Origin of the sequence: Paraburkholderia sp. IMGN_8, assembly GCF_038050405.1 — a bacterium.
Lineage (GTDB): Bacteria > Pseudomonadota > Gammaproteobacteria > Burkholderiales > Burkholderiaceae > Paraburkholderia.
This window is the reverse complement of sequence record NZ_CP150900.1, coordinates 3,770,488-3,785,998: the sequence shown is the minus strand read 5'-3', so window position 1 is coordinate 3,785,998 and position 15,511 is coordinate 3,770,488. Positions and strand designations below refer to the sequence as shown.

13 protein-coding genes are annotated in these 15,511 nt (G+C 63.7%); 7 read left to right on the top strand and 6 right to left on the bottom strand.

Features of this window, described 5'->3' with window-relative positions:
- Positions 1–146 precede the first annotated feature (146 nt).
- On the bottom strand, positions 147–1,358 hold the full coding sequence (locus WN982_RS17210) for an MFS transporter (protein WP_341313125.1): 1,212 nt from the start codon (positions 1,356–1,358) through the stop codon (positions 147–149).
- A gap of 388 nt (positions 1,359–1,746) precedes the next feature.
- Here WN982_RS17210 and xdhA point away from each other — a divergent pair, with 388 nt between their 5' ends.
- The 3 genes from xdhA to xdhC are packed head-to-tail and all read left to right on the top strand — an operon-like array spanning position 1,747 to position 6,276.
- Positions 1,747–3,276: a xanthine dehydrogenase small subunit gene (xdhA, locus tag WN982_RS17205; protein WP_341313124.1), complete on the top strand. Its 1,530-nt coding sequence runs from the start codon at positions 1,747–1,749 to the stop codon at positions 3,274–3,276.
- 29 nt (positions 3,277–3,305) lie between these two features.
- Positions 3,306–5,672: a xanthine dehydrogenase molybdopterin binding subunit gene (gene xdhB, locus WN982_RS17200; RefSeq protein WP_341313123.1), complete on the top strand. Its 2,367-nt coding sequence runs from the start codon at positions 3,306–3,308 to the stop codon at positions 5,670–5,672.
- A 37-nt stretch (positions 5,673–5,709) separates the two neighbouring features.
- Positions 5,710–6,276, top strand: coding sequence for a xanthine dehydrogenase accessory protein XdhC (gene xdhC / locus WN982_RS17195; RefSeq protein WP_341313122.1), 567 nt, complete (start codon positions 5,710–5,712; stop codon positions 6,274–6,276).
- Between the two features lie 42 nt (positions 6,277–6,318).
- On the opposite strand, the gene WN982_RS17190 is transcribed toward xdhC, so the two are convergent.
- The 3 genes from WN982_RS17190 to WN982_RS17180 form a co-directional block, all read right to left on the bottom strand.
- Entirely contained in the window at positions 6,319–7,311 is a 993-nt protein-coding gene (locus tag WN982_RS17190; protein WP_341313121.1) for a LysR substrate-binding domain-containing protein, read from the bottom strand.
- Positions 7,312–7,527: 216 nt separating this feature from the next.
- Positions 7,528–8,187: a 2-hydroxychromene-2-carboxylate isomerase gene (locus WN982_RS17185; protein WP_341313120.1), complete on the bottom strand. Its 660-nt coding sequence runs from the start codon at positions 8,185–8,187 to the stop codon at positions 7,528–7,530.
- Positions 8,188–8,346: 159 nt separating this feature from the next.
- Positions 8,347–9,849, bottom strand: coding sequence for a TAXI family TRAP transporter solute-binding subunit (locus WN982_RS17180; protein ID WP_341313119.1), 1,503 nt, complete (start codon positions 9,847–9,849; stop codon positions 8,347–8,349).
- Positions 9,850–10,517: 668 nt separating this feature from the next.
- Here WN982_RS17180 and WN982_RS17175 point away from each other — a divergent pair.
- Positions 10,518–10,871, top strand: a complete 354-nt coding sequence (locus WN982_RS17175) for a BON domain-containing protein (protein ID WP_341313118.1) — start codon at positions 10,518–10,520, stop codon at positions 10,869–10,871.
- A gap of 331 nt (positions 10,872–11,202) precedes the next feature.
- Positions 11,203–11,451 (top strand): hypothetical protein, encoded by a 249-nt coding sequence (locus tag WN982_RS17170; protein ID WP_341313117.1) that lies wholly within the window; start codon positions 11,203–11,205, stop codon positions 11,449–11,451.
- Positions 11,452–11,479: 28 nt separating this feature from the next.
- On the opposite strand, the gene WN982_RS17165 is transcribed toward WN982_RS17170, so the two are convergent.
- Positions 11,480–12,268: a sulfite exporter TauE/SafE family protein gene (locus tag WN982_RS17165; protein WP_341313116.1), complete on the bottom strand. Its 789-nt coding sequence runs from the start codon at positions 12,266–12,268 to the stop codon at positions 11,480–11,482.
- Positions 12,269–12,505: 237 nt separating this feature from the next.
- Positions 12,506–13,141, bottom strand: a complete 636-nt coding sequence (locus WN982_RS17160; protein ID WP_341313115.1) for a LysE family translocator — start codon at positions 13,139–13,141, stop codon at positions 12,506–12,508.
- 259 nt (positions 13,142–13,400) lie between these two features.
- Between WN982_RS17160 and WN982_RS17155 the strand changes: the two genes are divergently transcribed.
- Positions 13,401–14,294: a LysR family transcriptional regulator gene (locus WN982_RS17155; RefSeq protein WP_341313114.1), complete on the top strand. Its 894-nt coding sequence runs from the start codon at positions 13,401–13,403 to the stop codon at positions 14,292–14,294.
- Between the two features lie 245 nt (positions 14,295–14,539).
- A complete protein-coding gene (locus tag WN982_RS17150) occupies positions 14,540–15,508 on the top strand; it encodes a hydroxymethylglutaryl-CoA lyase (protein ID WP_341313113.1) in 969 nt (322 codons plus the stop codon).
- The last annotated feature ends 3 nt before the right edge of the window (positions 15,509–15,511 follow it).

Below are 15,511 nucleotides of genomic sequence, written 5' to 3'. Positions count from 1 at the left end.
GGGCGACGCTAATAGACCACCAAGAAATCAAGGAAAGGCCAACGCCGTCGGCACACAGCCAAAAAGCGCCGCGCAGGCAACCAAGCTGAAGCAAACCCCAACACCGTAGGTAAACAACCAAACCAAAACCGCTACGCGCAAAAAAATCACAATGCCGCAGGCAAATTAGCCACCTTAGCATTCCGCAAATAAAGAAGAGTAGACAACCCAACTGCCGCCGCAGCGGCAACAGCTGCAAAGAGAAACACCGATCCATATCCAAACTCCCCAGCGATATACCCGGCCAACGGCCCAGTAATCCCAAGGGAGAGGTCAAGAAACACAGAATAAGCCGACAAAGCAGCCCCGCGGCTAGCGGGCGGCACAAGCCCGACGGCTTCAACACCAAGAGCCGGAAACACCAAAGCAAACCCAAACCCGGTCAACGCCGCCCCAGCAAGGGCAAAATGCGGCTCAGGCGCCAACCACAACATCAGCAACCCAACGCATTCGAACGAAAAAGAAACAATAGCAACCCGAAACCCACCGTAGGTCTTGATCGTATTGGCAAACAACAACCGCGAGCCGATGAACAGCGTGCCAAAAACAGTCAACGACAAAGCCGCGTTCGGCCAATGCTTAGCCGCATAAAAAAGCGTAATAAACGTAGCAATCGACCCAAACCCGGCGGAGCCCAAAGCAAGCCCAATCCCATGCGGCAACACCCGCGTGAACACGCTCCGGTAAGACATCCGCTCGCCATGCACGATCGGCACCGGCGCCATCGGCCGGGCTAGATAAAACCCGAGCGCCGCCAGCAAAATCACCAGGATGCCCAGCGCGGCAAACCCAACCGTGTGCGCAATCGCCACCCCAAGCGGCGCGCCGACAGCCAGCGCGCCATAGGTCGCGATGCCGTTCCACGAGATCACCCGAGCATTGTTGCTCGTGCCCACCCGGCCAATGCCCCACAGAATCGCACCGGTTCCGCACAAGCTTTCGCCAAATCCGAGCACGAGGCGGCTGCACACCAGCAACACCATGCTCAGTACAGGCCAACGCCCGCACAACACAGCCAGCAGCAACAAAATCCCGCTCGCGCCGCAACCAAGCAGGCCAATCGACACTGTCCGCTTCGGCCCCAGCGTGTCCGCCGAACGCCCGGCCAGTGGCCGCGATGCCAGCGTCGCCAGGTATTGCACGCTGATCGCCGCGCCAGCCAGCACCGCGCTGTAACCAAGATCGTCGTGGACGTAGCCGGGCAGCACCGCCAGCGGAATCCCGATCGTCAGGTAGCAAAGAAACGTGAAAAAGACGACCGGAATGATCCGCATGGTCGTCGCAAATTCGCTGCGAGGTGTCGCTGAGTCGGTGGACATGGGGAAAACGAGACTTGAAAACGGCGGGAACGCGTGATTTTCCCATGGAACCGATTCTCTTGCAGGGATCGCTTAATAATTTAGCTGCCCGAATAACGGTGCCAGATGGATATAGGGGTCCGCTTTCGCGAGGCACACGCTGACTTTTGCGCCCCAGCGCAGCGGTGTGCCCACACGCTTGTGGCCGAAAATCAACAAAATTTAAATAAACACGGCAAAACAGTCGAATCAACATAAGCCAACTGTGCCTCAAATCCATCTCTATATCGTTTTGCGGATATGTCCCGCATGCGATCCCCGCTATGGGTTGTATTTATTGACGGTGATAGTTTTCGAACCGTCACCGCAGTACGTCCCATGGACACAGAACATTCGAGAGTAACGACACATGACTGAGCCGATTCGCTTCTACCACCGCAACGCGATCCGCGAGATCAAGGACGCCGCCGTCACCCGCACGGTCCTGCAGTATCTGCGCGAGGACGCGCATTGCACCGGCACCAAGGAAGGCTGCGCCGAAGGCGATTGCGGCGCGTGCACGGTCGTGGTCGGCGAGCGCGACGAAGCGGGCGGCGTCAAATTCAAGGCGGTCAACGCCTGCATCCAGTTCGTGCCGACGCTCGACGGTAAAGCGCTCTTCACCGTAGAAGACCTGCGCCAGCCGGACGGCTCGCTGCACCCGGTTCAGGAGGCGATGGTCGAGTGTCACGGCTCGCAGTGCGGTTTCTGCACGCCGGGCTTCGTCATGTCGATGTGGTCGCTGTACGAAAAGCACGGCCACGAACATAGCTGCGCGAACAAAACCGTGCCGTCGCGCGACGCGATCAGCAACGCGCTGACCGGCAATCTGTGCCGCTGCACGGGCTACCGGCCGATCGTCGACGCGGCCGTGCGCATGTTCCAGGCCCCCGCGCCGAAAGCACCGGTCAATGTCGAAGCGCTGGCGACGACGCTCGCCACGCTCGAACGCACGGACACGTTCCACTACCAGCACGCCGGCCAGCATTTCGACGCGCCGCGCACCGTCGAAGCCCTCGCCAGGATCAAGGAAGCGGAACCCGCCGCGCGGATTCTCGCCGGCAGCACCGATATCGGCCTGTGGGTCACCAAGCAGATGCGCGAACTCGGCAACATCGTCTATGTCGGCCAGATCGCCGAGCTGCAAAAGCTCGAAACCAACGACGACTGGATCGAGATCGGCGCCGGCGTCACTGTCGAAAGCGCGTACGCGGAAATCGCCAGGCAGTACCCGGAGCTGACCGAAATGTGGCAACGCTTCGCGTCGCTGCCGATCCGCAATGCCGGCACGCTCGGCGGCAACATCGCGAACGGCTCGCCGATCGGCGATTCGATGCCCGGCCTGATCGCGCTCGGCGCGCGCGTGATCGTGCGCGGCGGCGAGATCGAACGCGAAATGCCGCTCGAAGATCTGTACCTCGCGTATCAGAAGAAGGACATGGCGGAGCATGAGTTCGTCGTCGGGTTGAAGGTGCCGACGCGCACCGGTGCACGCGAGAATCTGCAATTTCGCACCTACAAACTCTCGAAGCGCTTCGACTCGGATATCTCGGCCGTGTGCGCAGCGTTCTCGTTCATCGCCGACGGTAACGTGATCCGCGAGCCGCGCATCGCATTCGGCGGCATGGCGGCCACGCCGAAGCGCGCCACGCACGCCGAGGCCGTGCTGCGCGACGCCGAATGGCACGAAGCCACCGCGCAGGCCGCGATGCTCGCGCTCGGCAACGACTACGCGCCGCTTTCCGACATGCGCGCAACCAGCAACTATCGCCTCGAATCCGCCAAAAACACGCTGTACCGCTTCTGGCTCGAAACGCGTCCGAACAATCCGCTGCCGAAGAGCGCGCTGGATGTTCGCGCGGTCGCCGCTGCCTGCGCGCCGGCCGGCGCCAGCGCCTGAGAAGCCCAAAGGATACGGAGAACACAAGAATGAATCAGCACGCCGAACCGTTCCTGAAAGACCTTCAGGACCAGGACGACTTTACTCAGGTCCACATCTCGCGTCCGCACGAGTCCGCGCATCTGCACGTGAGCGGCCGCGCGACCTACACCGACGACATCCCGACGCTCGCCGGCACGCTGCACGCGGCGCTCGGCCTGTCGCCGAAAGCGCACGCGAAGATCGTCTCGATGTCGCTCGACAAGGTGCGCGCGACGCCCGGCGTGGTCGCGATCTTTACCGCGGACGATTTCCCCGGCGTCAACGATGTCGGCCCGATCATCCATGGCGACGATCCGATTCTCGCCGACGGTGTCGTGCAATACGTCGGCCAGCCGATGTTCATCGTGGTCGCGACTTCGCATGAAGCGGCCCGTTTGGCTGCACGCCGTGCCGAGGTCGTCTACGAAGAGCTGCCGGCGATTCTGACCGCGCAGCAGGCCCGCGCCGCGAATCAGCACGTGTTGCCGCCGATGAAACTCGCGCGCGGCGAAGCCGGCACGAAGATCGCCCGCGCGGCGCATCGCGAGGCCGGCGAGATGCTGCTTGGCGGCCAGGAACAGTTCTATCTGGAAGGCCAGATTTCGTACGCGGTGCCGAAGGACGACGACGGCATGCACGTCTACTGTTCGACGCAACATCCTACCGAAATGCAGCACATGGTCGCGCACGCTTTGGGCGTGGCGTCGCACAACGTGCTGATCGAATGCCGGCGGATGGGCGGCGGCTTCGGCGGCAAGGAATCGCAATCGGGCCTGTTCGCGTGCTGCGCGGCGCTCGCCGCGTGGAAGCTGCTGTGCCCGGTCAAGCTGCGTCCGGACCGCGACGACGACATGATGGTCACCGGCAAACGCCACGATTTCCACTACACGTATGAAGTCGGCTACGACGACAAGGGCATCATCGACGGCGTGACGGTCGACATGACCTCGCGCTGCGGTTTTTCCGCCGACCTCTCCGGTCCGGTGATGACGCGCGCGCTGTGCCACTTCGACAACGCGTACTGGTTGTCCGACGTGATGATCGACGGCTTCTGCGGCAAGACCAATACGCAGTCGAATACCGCGTTCCGCGGCTTCGGCGGCCCGCAAGGCGCGTTCGCGATCGAATACATCATGGACAACGTCGCGCGTTCGATCGGCGAGGATGCGCTCGACGTGCGCCGCCGCAATCTGTATGGCAAAACCGAGCGCAACCAGACGCCGTACGGTCAGGTGGTCGAAGACAACGTGATTCACGAACTGATCGACGAACTCGAAGCGACTAGCGAATACCGTGCGCGGCGCGCGGCGATCAACGAGTTCAATGCGAACAACGAAGTGCTGAAGAAAGGCCTGGCACTCACCCCTGTCAAGTTCGGCATCGCGTTCAACGTGACGCACTTCAACCAGGCGGGCGCGCTGGTGCACATCTACACCGACGGCTCGGTGCTGGTGAACCACGGCGGCACCGAAATGGGCCAGGGCCTGAACACGAAGGTCGCGCAGGTCGTCGCGCATGAGCTGGGCGTCGGCTTCAACCGCATTCGGGTCACGGCCACGGACACCAGCAAGATCGCCAATACGTCGGCCACCGCTGCATCGACCGGTTCCGATCTGAACGGCAAGGCTGCGCAGGATGCCGCGCGCCAGTTGCGCGAACGTCTGTCGGCATTCGCGGCCGAGCGCTTCGGCGCAGGGCAGGTGAGCGCCGCGGATGTGCGCTTCGCGCACGACCGCGTGCTGGTCGGCGATGTCGTGGTGCCGTTCGAGGAAGTGATCGCGAAGGCCTACGTCGCGCGCATCCAGCTCTGGTCGGACGGTTTCTACGCGACGCCGAAACTCTACTGGGATCAGTCGAAGCTGCAAGGCCGGCCGTTCTATTACTACTCGTACGGCGCGGCCGTGTCGGAAGTCGTGATCGACACGCTGACCGGCGAAATGCGCGTGCTGCGCGCGGACGCGTTGCATGACGTGGGCGCGTCGCTCAATCCGGCGCTCGACGTCGGCCAGGTGGAAGGCGCGTTCATTCAGGGCATGGGCTGGCTCACGACCGAGGAACTGTGGTGGAACGCCGGCGGCAAGCTGATGACGCATGCGCCGTCCACCTACAAGATTCCGACCGTCAACGATACGCCGCCGGTCTTTAATGTGCGGTTGTTTAAAAACCGCAATGCGGAGGACAGCATCCATCGTTCGAAGGCGACCGGCGAGCCGCCGTTGCTGCTGCCGTTCTCGGTGTTCTTTGCGATTCGCGATGCGGTGTCGGCCGTGGGTGACCATAAGGTCAATCCGCCGCTGAACGCGCCCGCGACGAGCGAGGAAATCCTCAAGGCAGTCGGCGCGGTGCGCGCAGCGACCGCGGCGGCACGGCAGTAGCCGCGGCGTTAAAATACTCATTGGGATGGTGATCGCCATGAACGACTTTTCTTCCGTTCAGATCGGCCGGCGCAGCGCCGTGCAAGCCGCGCCTGCGGCGCCGATGCACATCGTGCTGTTCGGCGCGGGCCACGTCGGCCATGCGCTCGTCACGCTGCTCGGGCGCTTGCCGTGCGTCGTCCAGTGGGTCGACGAACGCGACGAACTGTTCCCCGACGAAACGCCCGCCAACGTGCAGGTCGAGGCGACCGACACGCCCGACGCGATCGTCGACACGGCGCCCCCCGGCGCGTACTTCCTTGTGATGACGCACAATCACGCGCTCGACTTTTCGCTCGCCGAGCGCATCATGCGGCGGCGCGATTTCACCTACTTCGGCATGATCGGCTCGAAAACCAAGCGCGTGAAATTCGAGCGGCGTTTATTGGATCGCGGCGTGGATCTGGATCGGCTGGTGGAGATGACTTGCCCGATCGGCGTGACGGGCATCGTCGATAAGGCGCCGCCGGCCATTGCGGTCGCGGTGTGTGCCGAGTTGCTGCAGATTCGCGCGCGGCAGGCCGCGGCACAGGCGGTGACGCACAAGCTCTGCGCGAGCGTCTGAGCGGTCAAATAAGTGGTCAAATAAGCGATCAAATAAAAAACGTCAGCCCGCCGCGGCTGACGGTTCCTCTGACGTTTTCTTTTCCTGCGGCCGTTTCACGCGCCGCGCCTTCTGCGCCACCAATCCGTCCGACACTTGCGACATCAAGGTCCGCAGCCAGCCGACGTCGCTTGGCCGATCCGGCTGTGGATGCCACAGCTGATAGCACTTGATGCGCGGAAACGGAATCGGCACCTCGACCACCGCAAGCGGCAGGATGTTCGCGTAATGGGTCGCGAAGCGGCGCGTGGTGGTGAAGATCAGATCCGATTGCAGCAGCGTTTGCGGCACGAGGCCGAAGTAAGGCAGCGTGGCGACGATGCGCCGTTCGGCGCGCGCCCTCGCGAAACCGATGTCGATTGCGCCGCCGCGCGCGCCGCTGTAGGGCGTCGGCGCGAGATGCGGTGCGGCCAGATACGCTTCACGTGTCAACGGCGTGCGCGTCAACGGATGATCGGCGCGCATCAGGCACACCACCGTGTCCGAGAACAGATCGGTCTTGCCGAAGCGCGGATCGGGTTTCGGCCAGTTGCCGATCACCAGATCGAGTTCACCCGCATCGAGCGCGGCCGAGTGATCGAGCATCGGACTCAGCGAATCGATTTCCAGACGCGCGTGCGGGGCCGCCTCGCGAAACTGTGCGATCACGGTCGGCATGAAGAAGTCGTTCAGATAGTCGGGTGCGGCCACCCGAAAGGTGCGGCGTGAGCGGCCAGGGTCGAAATCGCCGTGCGGCGTCGCGACGAAATCGACTTCGCGCAGCACGCGTTGCGCGGACGCCAGCAGCGATTCGCCGTATTCGGTCGGCACCATGCCCGATTTGCCGCGCACGAGGATCGGATCGTTCAGCGTCTCGCGCAGTTTGCGCAGCGCGGTGCTGATGGCGGGTTGGGTCTGATTCAGCCGCAGCGCGGTCTGGGTGACGCTGCGCTCGACCAGCAGTGTGCGCAACACGCGCACGAGCCAGATATCGAGGGAAGCGGCGGTGTCGTCCATGTTTTAGGCGAGGCGGTGCAAGCGGATCGGGCTCGAATGAAGCGTCGCGAAGCCGCCCGCAAGACGGCTCGCGCAGCAACGCGCAAAGATCATAACCTTAGGCCTGATTGCAGTGCGGCGGCCATAGCGAGCACGGTATGGCCGGCATCAGCACGGCATGGGCGGCGGCCATGGCGCGCTTCATGACGTGCTCAGCGCAACGAACCCGTCTAAATCCTACACTTCGCCTACGGTGGTGTTCGCGACACCCAAAGGCAGTGAACTGATGCGCTTCACTTCTTGCGAATCGAGCCAGTTCGGCGTGCGTGCGCAATACAGCACCATCGGCAGTGCATCTTCGCCCCAGAACAATTGTTTGTTCAGGTAAAAGGTCGGCACGCCGTAGACGCCCAAGCTGATCGCATTCGCTGTATTGCGCTGCAATTTCGCCTTGACCTCTTCGCTTTTGATCAACTCGGGCCCGTCCGGCTGGCCGACGCGTTCGCACAGTTCGGCGAACGCTGTGTCGCTCGACGGATCGCGGCCTTCACGCCAGATGAAACGGAAGATCTCGCGCACGAAGCTGATGTCGCCGTCCACCGCGGTGGCGAGCAACAGCGGCTTCATCGAGTCGAACGGATGAGCCGGCGGCATCTTGAACGGAATGCCGAGCTGCTCCGCGCGAAACAGCGCGTGCCGGTACATGAACACCCGCTTGGTGGGCACGTTGTAAGCCGGTAGTTGACCCCAGTGGCGATACAGGTCGTTCAGCACGACCGGTGTGAACGCGAAGTCGTTGCCCGGCCATTTGTCGTGTTGCTCGAGCAACAGGTACGTGAATGGCGAGACAAAATCGTAAAACCACAGCGGTTGCATGGCGTCGATGCCAACGGTCATGAATGTCTCCCGGATTGCCTGGGCCGAACGGTGTGCGTCTGCTGCGCGTCTGCTGAACCGTCGGATTTGTAATGATCTTACGCGGTGCGGCCGCTGCTTGCAGCGGTCAATATGGTTTGGCGCCTGGTTTGGCGTCGATGGCTGCCGTTGCGACGAACGTCAGACCCGGCTGGGGGCGGGCGATGCCGGTCCCGATGCCGTGCGGTCGTCCGAAGACTCGCTCGCCCCGGATGATCCGCGTGCTTCGGTTGCTTCATCTGTCTCGGGCGGTTCCGGCCCATCGGCTGGCTCATCCGGTTCGTCCAACGCTTCGCGCTGGGCCTCGCGGCTATGTGTAAGCCGCTGGCGCACGAAGCCGATATGTTCGCGCAGCACGTAGAACTGGTCCGCATAGGCGAGCGGCATCTTCAGGCCGTTGACCGACTCCTCGATCGCGTCGAGCCGCTCGATCAGCGAGGCGCGTTCGGCGGCCGAATACTCGCTGAGCGCGCTGCGTTCGATCGCGATCAGCGCGCCGTACCAGCGATAGATGCGCGATTTCACCCGCCACGCGTACAGCGACGGCACGACGCGCAGCGCTGGAATCAGCAGCACGATCAGCGGCACCACGACCACCAGCAGCCGGTCCGCGAGACTCGCGAGCCAGAACGGCAGGATCCGGTAGAGGAAGCTTTTGCCCGACTTGTAGTAGCGCGCGGCGTCGTCGCTGATTGGGAAATCGTGTGCGAGCGGCGCGGGGAATTCGCCGGCCCGCTGCATGATGTTCGCTTTGCCGTGCACTTCGCGCGCGGCTTCGATCAGCAGATCGGAGAGCGCGGGATGCAACGAGTCGCGCGCTACCAGCTCGGCGGTCGGCGCCACCATGTGAATCGGCGCGGATGGCAGATTCTTGCCGAGGTCGAACGCGCCCATCGGCATCTCGAGCTGCGTCAGATATGGAAAACGCCGCGTGTACGCATCGGCCTGGGTGAAGTCGTAGAACTGCACATTCGGCGTGCGATACAGCTTGCCCATCACCGCCGGTTGCGCCGAATCGCCAGCCAGAAAGGCCGCGTCGACTTTACCGGAGATGAGCGCCTGCGCGGCGTCGTCACCGGAGAGCGGCAGCAGTTTGGTGGCGCCGCCTGGCTCGATGCCGTTCGCCTTGAGCAGCGCGAGCGCCAGTTCCCGCGTGCCGCTGCCTTCGGCGCCGACCGCAATACGCGAACCCTTGAATTCGGACAGCCGCGTGACGGTCGGGCCGTGGTAGAAAATCGCCAGCGGCACATATGCCACGCTGCCGAGCGACATCAGAGCGTCGCTCACCGGGCCGGGCGCGACGCCGTCCTGCACGAAGCCGACGTCGACGTCCGACTTCGGGTCTGAAAGGCGCTTGAGATTCTGCAACGAGCCTTCCGACGGCAACACGTTCAACGTGATGCGGTTGCGCGCCAGAATGGCCTTGTACTTTTGCGCGGCGGTCCAGAACGTGCTGCCTTCGGGGCCGGCGCTGATCGTCAGCGTATTGGGCGGGGCGGGCTGGATCAGACGCACGGCGACCCAGATCGCCGCGATGGCGACCAGCACGATCGGACCGAACGAGACCGCCAGATCGCGCCACGAGATTGCGACGAAACGGGCGACGATGCGGGCAGGGCGTTTGCGGCCGGTTACAGGCTTCATCAGATGACGTGACGGCTACGGTCGAAGGTGAACAGGGTTGCGGCGGCACTTTAGCGTAGCGCAAGTCGAGGCGCTCGCGCCATGCCTGGCTTGATGCCGGGGCGCCGCGCGGCCGCTCGCATTCGCGGCGATGGTACCTGAGATTCGTGCGGCGGCGGCGCGCACGGCGATGGTGAGCGCCGACAAACCCGTAACAAAACGTGAGAAAGCGCGTGAAAAAGCATGTGAACAGGCGCGTGAACGGAGCATGACGGTAGCGCGAACGACCCACGCTCAAAGTATGACGGGTGCATCAACACCGGCACGAACCACCCGTCGACGGCACTCGGCACACGCCCCGAGCATGACTAAACCCTTTGCGCTTCTGGCTCGGCTAGATTAAATTGTGCATCGCTGCCGCGATTAGACGTTTGCGCAGCGCGACCCGGCACGACATAGCAGAACCGGGCGCGTTGGCGGACTTCGCGGCTTGCCGGCCTTCATGCCGCATGCATGCCTGTCATCGCGTGCGGCTAGCGGCGGCTGGCTTCTCTCGCCTCTCGCACACCGTGTTGCAGTCATAGTCGGCCGTCGCTCAGCCACGCCTTGTCGCGCCCGGGCCCGGCCGCCGGTAGTCGTAACGAAGCCGCTTGGTAGAGGCGGTCCAATGTGATGCAAAAGGAGAAATTATGAAATCGGTCGGTTTTCTGAAAACGCTGGGCTCGGTTGTGGCGATGGTGGTGGCGTGCAATGTGTACGCTCAGGCAAGCGATACGGCGGCAAGTGGCGCCATGGCCGCCCCGGCCGCGAGCGCCAAGACCGTCAAGAAGGCCAATAGCCAGCTCGGCCGCAAAGTGCGCGGCGCGCTCGCCAAGGCGCAAGGCATCGACGTGTCGAACATCTCGGTGCGCGCTCGCGGCGGTGCGGTAACGCTGACGGGTTCGGTGCCTGACCAGGGCCAGATCGACAAGGCGGGCGAAGTCGCCAAGGGCGTCGCGGGCGTGACGTCGGTGTCGAACAAGCTGAGCGTTGTGCAGCAGTAAGCCGGCGGCACGAGGGGCAATAAGCGCAATAAGTGCGTGAGGCGCACGAAGCGCCGTAAGGCGCCATGCGCGGCACGCTCCACGAAGCGCGCAATCCGTTGCCGCTTTGCGCCATCTTGATGCATGTCAGCAAACGGGCTCCGGCGAATCGCCGGAGCCCGTTTTTTTTCGTTTTCTTTTTCGCAGCGGCGATTTTTGAAGCGGTGATGATGGATCGGGGCAGTTCGAGCCGGAAGGCAAGCACCGCAACGAACCGTCCGGCGTGCGCTATGACACACAATTGATGCGTCGTGAGGCGTACTGTGATGGGTGGTGAACAGGAGTCAACGCCATGGAAACCACGCTCTTGCGCTATACCGATCTACCGATCAGCGATCGGGCGGCTTTCGAACTGGTGTGCGCGCGGCACGGCTTCGCGCCGGCGCATTTTGACATCAGCGCCTGCGCGGATCCGGACGACGCCGCGCACGAGCGCCTCGTCACGGTGCGGCGCGGCGGCTGGGCGCAGTCCTATCGCGACCATCGCGGTCAATGGGTGCGGCAGTTCGAGACCGATCTGACCTGCCGCTTTTTCAAATAGCCGGCACGCTGGCGCGTCGGTCTGGCGTTCAGGTCAGCACGAGGCGCACGCCGACCAGCGTCAGGGTGGCGGCGAGCAGGTTGCGCAGCAGCGCGTCGGGCGCGCGCGACGACAGATAGCTGCCGATGGCGATGCCCGGCAGCGATCCGACCAGCAGCGACAACAGCATCGACCAGTCGACCGAACCCAGCAGCCAATGACCGGCGCCTGCCAGCAGCGTGAGCGGTACCGCATGCGCGATGTCGGAACCGACGATGCGCGTGGTCGGCAGCAGCGGGTACAGCAGCAACAGCACCGTCACGCCGATGGCGCCCGCTCCTACCGAAGTCAGCGACACCAGCACGCCGAGCACCGCGCCGGTCACCATGGTCAGCGCGAGCGTACGGCCTTGCTTCGGCACCGGCAGATGGCGCGCACCGAGCGCCGCGAGTTGCGGCCGGAACACCAGCGCCACCGCTGTCACCAGCAGCGCTACGCCGAGCACGATCTGGATCAGCCGGCTTGCGCCCGGCGTGTCCATGCCGAAACGATGCAGCAGGACCAGCGTGATGGTCGCCGCCGGAACGCTGCCGGCGGCCAGACGCAGTGTGATCTGCCAGTCGACGGAGCCTTTCAGGCCGTGCACCAGCGTGCCGGTTGCTTTGGTCGCGGCCGCGTACAGCAGATCGGTGCCGACTGCGGTGGCCGGATGCACTTTGAACAGCAGGACCAGGATCGGCGTCATCAGCGAGCCGCCGCCGACGCCCGTCAGTCCGACCAGAAAGCCGACGAACAGGCCGGATACGGAATACAGCAGATCGATGTGGGGAAAGGCCATTGAGCAGACCGCTGACGGTCGGGTGGGTTGGGTCGGTTGAGCGGCAATGCCGGCACGCGCATGCCTTCGATGGTCGATGGGCAGGCGCGTGGTCGGCGCGGCGAAAGGCGCTATTGTCGCAAAACTGCCGCACTTGCGTATAAAACCGTCCGTTGGCACGGCTTCGGCGGACCTTGATGTGGAGTCGGCAAGCGCGCCTTTCGCCACGACCTATGACCTCTGCCTGACCTCCGGCGCCTAAAGCGCACGGCGAACTTCGACGATGCCGAATGCCGCCAGCGTGATCCCGACAAGCCGGTCGATCGCGAGCCGCAGCTTGCTGCCGATCGCGTGACGCGCGAGCGACACCACGGTCACGAGAAAACACCACCACGCGATCGAGCCGCAAAACACCCCGCTGACCGTCGTCAACGCGATGCTCGATGAAAACGCGCCGCGCGGCGCCAACGTCGTGAACAACGCGGCGAACATGATGACGGTCTGCGGATTGGTGAGCGTGAGCAGCAGCGAACTCGCGTACGCGCGCAGTGCGCCGGCGCGGCCGATCTGCGCGAGCTTGCCGTCGCCGTTCGGCGCGTCGGCGGGGGGCCTTTGCAGCAGCGTACGCACGCCGAGGTAAAGCAGAAAGAGGCCTGCCGCGAGATGCAAGGGCCGGTCGTAGGCGAGCATGAACTGCGAAATGCCGACCAGCCCGAGCGCCGCGATCAAACCGTAGAACGCATCGCCGCTGGCGATGCCGAAGCCGATCGCCAGCCCCGCGCGCGGACCGCCGGTCAGTGTGCGGCGGATGCACAGCATGCCCATCGGGCCGACCGGTGCGGCGATTGCGAGGCCGACGCCCGCGGCGGTGAAGAAGAGGCTGGTGGTGGACATGGAGATTCCCGGTTAATTGTTCTGCCTGGTCGTATTCCGTGCGGCGCCGCTTGTTTGCCTGGGTTGCGCAGGCCACACGCGTGCTTCAGCATAGCCAGACCGAAAATCTCCAGCAAGACGGTGCGCGGAAAACCTGCGCAACTCCGCGTGTGCCGGGCGTGGGGCGTGAATACCCTGGCATGGGCTCGGTCGCGGTCTTCCTCAGGCATAATTTTTCCACTTCATTTTCCTACTTCAAACACCCGAGGCGCGTTCGCTCATGTGGCAAATCGATCAGGTGACGTTGCGCCTGTTCATCGCGGTATGCGAGGAAGGCACGATTGGCCGCGCGGCCGAACGCGAGTTCATCGCGCCGTCCGCGGTCAGCAAGCGGCTTGCCGATCTCGAAGCGCTCGTCGATGTCGCGTTGCTCTCGCGCAGTCAGCGCGGCGTGCGCGCGACCGCCGCCGGTGAGGCGCTGCTCAAGCATGCGCGTCTGATCATGCGCAGCCACGAACGGTTGCAAGCCGAACTCAGCGAATATGCCGCCGGTGCGCGCGGCCATGTCCGGGTGTTGGCGAACGTGTCGTCGATGGTCGAGTTCTTGCCCGAAGCGTTGTCGGTGTTTCTGAAGGCCAATCCGCAGATTCGCGTGGATGTCGAAGAGCGCGTCAGCGCGGAGATCGTGCGCGGTCTGGAAGAAGGTGTCGCCGATCTCGGCATCTGCCGCGATGTGGTACCGATGGGCAGTCTCGACGTGTTGCCGTATCGCTCCGACCACCTCGCGCTGATCGTGCCGCGCGATCATGCGCTCGCGGCTGAGACCGACATCGGCTTCGAGCAGACGCTGGCATTCGATCATCTTGGGCTCGCGTCGAACGCGTCGGTGAACGCGCTGATGCAGCGCATTGCCGTGGAAAAAGGCAGCGAACTGAACTATCGAACCTACGTGTCGACCTTCGACGCCGCTTATCGTTTCATCCAGGCGGGCCTCGCCGTCGCGATCCTGCCGCGCGAAGCGTTGCCGAGACACGCCGCCGACGAATACGGCATTGTGGCCGTGCCGCTGCGCGAAGCGTGGGCGCAGCGACGCTTTGTGATCTGTATGCGCGACCGCCATGCGCTGACCTTGGCGGCGACGCATCTGCTCGATCATTTGCTGAAGAGCGCCTGAATTTCGGCCTGAATTCCGGCCGCGATTGTCCTGCTCAGCCCCCTCTGAAAAGCCCTTAAGGGTTTCCCCTTCGCGACGGCGCACGCCCGTCCCGCTTGCCTCGCCCGTCATCGCGAACGGCGATGGAGTGCGTCGTCAACGCAGACTTTGCCGCGCGGCCCTGCGCGGGCACGCTGTCACTCAGCCTTTTTATTTCCAGTTCCAGAGCGGTTTTAACCGCGGTTTCAAGACCGGAATCCAAGACCATGAGTGACACCCATGAGCGCGTCGTCGTGACCGAAGTCGGCATGCGCGACGGCCTGCAAAGCATCTCGCGCACGATGCCCACCGAGTTCAAACGGCGCTGGATCGACGCCGCCTATGCCGCCGGCGTGCGGCATATGGAAGTTGCATCGTTCGTGCCGCCGAAGCTGTTGCCGCAAATGGCCGACGCCGACGAAGTGATCGCCCACGCGCTCACCTACGACGACCTGATCGTGACGGCGCTGGTGCCGAACCTGAAGGGCGCACAACGCGCGATCGAGTCCGGCGTGCATCGGATCGTCGCACCGATTTCGGTGAGCACCGCGCATAGTCTCGCCAATGTGCGCAAGACGCCTGTAGAGATGATCGACGCGTTCGCTGCGATGCGCGAGTTGATCGACACTGCCTCTAACTCAAATGCGAGCACGCGACGTGTCGAATTGATCGCCGGGTTATCGACGGTGTTCGGCTGCACGTTGCAAGGCGCGGTGCCTTATGCCGATATCGCCGCGATTGCGCGCGCTGCGTTGCAGGCGGGCGCCGATGTGATCGCGCTTGGCGACACCACCGGCGAAGCGACGCCGCGCCAGGTCGGCGAAATCATCGAGCTGGTGCGCGGCGTTGCCGGCAGCAAACTGCGCTCGCTGCATTTCCACGACACCCGCGGGCTCGGCCTCGCCAACACGCTGATCGCGCTGCAACACGGCATCCGCGAATTCGACGCATCGCTGGGCGGCCTCGGCGGCTGTCCGCATGCGCCTGGCGCCACCGGCAACGTCAATACCGAAGACCTCGTGTTCATGCTCGACAGCATGGGCTACGACACCGGCATCGACATCGACCGCCTGATCGCGTCGCGCGCGGTGCTCGCCGACGCCTTGCCCGGCGAACCGCTATACGGCTACCTGGCGCGCGCCGGTTTGCCTAGGCAGTTCGCCGCCACCGCTCAATTTTCCGAATCACAGGTGTAGCAA

Coding starts and splice junctions, on each gene's coding strand:
- WN982_RS17160 (WP_341313115.1), bottom strand. CDS start 13,141: ATGTCCACCACCAGCCTCTTCTTCACCGCCGCGGGCGTCGGCCTCGCA.
- WN982_RS17150 (WP_341313113.1), top strand. CDS start 14,540: ATGAGTGACACCCATGAGCGCGTCGTCGTGACCGAAGTCGGCATGCGC.
- WN982_RS17180 (WP_341313119.1), bottom strand. CDS start 9,849: ATGAAGCCTGTAACCGGCCGCAAACGCCCTGCCCGCATCGTCGCCCGT.
- WN982_RS17170 (WP_341313117.1), top strand. CDS start 11,203: ATGGAAACCACGCTCTTGCGCTATACCGATCTACCGATCAGCGATCGG.
- WN982_RS17155 (WP_341313114.1), top strand. CDS start 13,401: ATGTGGCAAATCGATCAGGTGACGTTGCGCCTGTTCATCGCGGTATGC.
- WN982_RS17175 (WP_341313118.1), top strand. CDS start 10,518: ATGAAATCGGTCGGTTTTCTGAAAACGCTGGGCTCGGTTGTGGCGATG.
- xdhB (WP_341313123.1), top strand. CDS start 3,306: ATGAATCAGCACGCCGAACCGTTCCTGAAAGACCTTCAGGACCAGGAC.
- WN982_RS17190 (WP_341313121.1), bottom strand. CDS start 7,311: ATGGACGACACCGCCGCTTCCCTCGATATCTGGCTCGTGCGCGTGTTG.
- WN982_RS17185 (WP_341313120.1), bottom strand. CDS start 8,187: ATGACCGTTGGCATCGACGCCATGCAACCGCTGTGGTTTTACGATTTT.
- WN982_RS17165 (WP_341313116.1), bottom strand. CDS start 12,268: ATGGCCTTTCCCCACATCGATCTGCTGTATTCCGTATCCGGCCTGTTC.
- xdhC (WP_341313122.1), top strand. CDS start 5,710: ATGAACGACTTTTCTTCCGTTCAGATCGGCCGGCGCAGCGCCGTGCAA.
- xdhA (WP_341313124.1), top strand. CDS start 1,747: ATGACTGAGCCGATTCGCTTCTACCACCGCAACGCGATCCGCGAGATC.
- WN982_RS17210 (WP_341313125.1), bottom strand. CDS start 1,358: ATGTCCACCGACTCAGCGACACCTCGCAGCGAATTTGCGACGACCATG.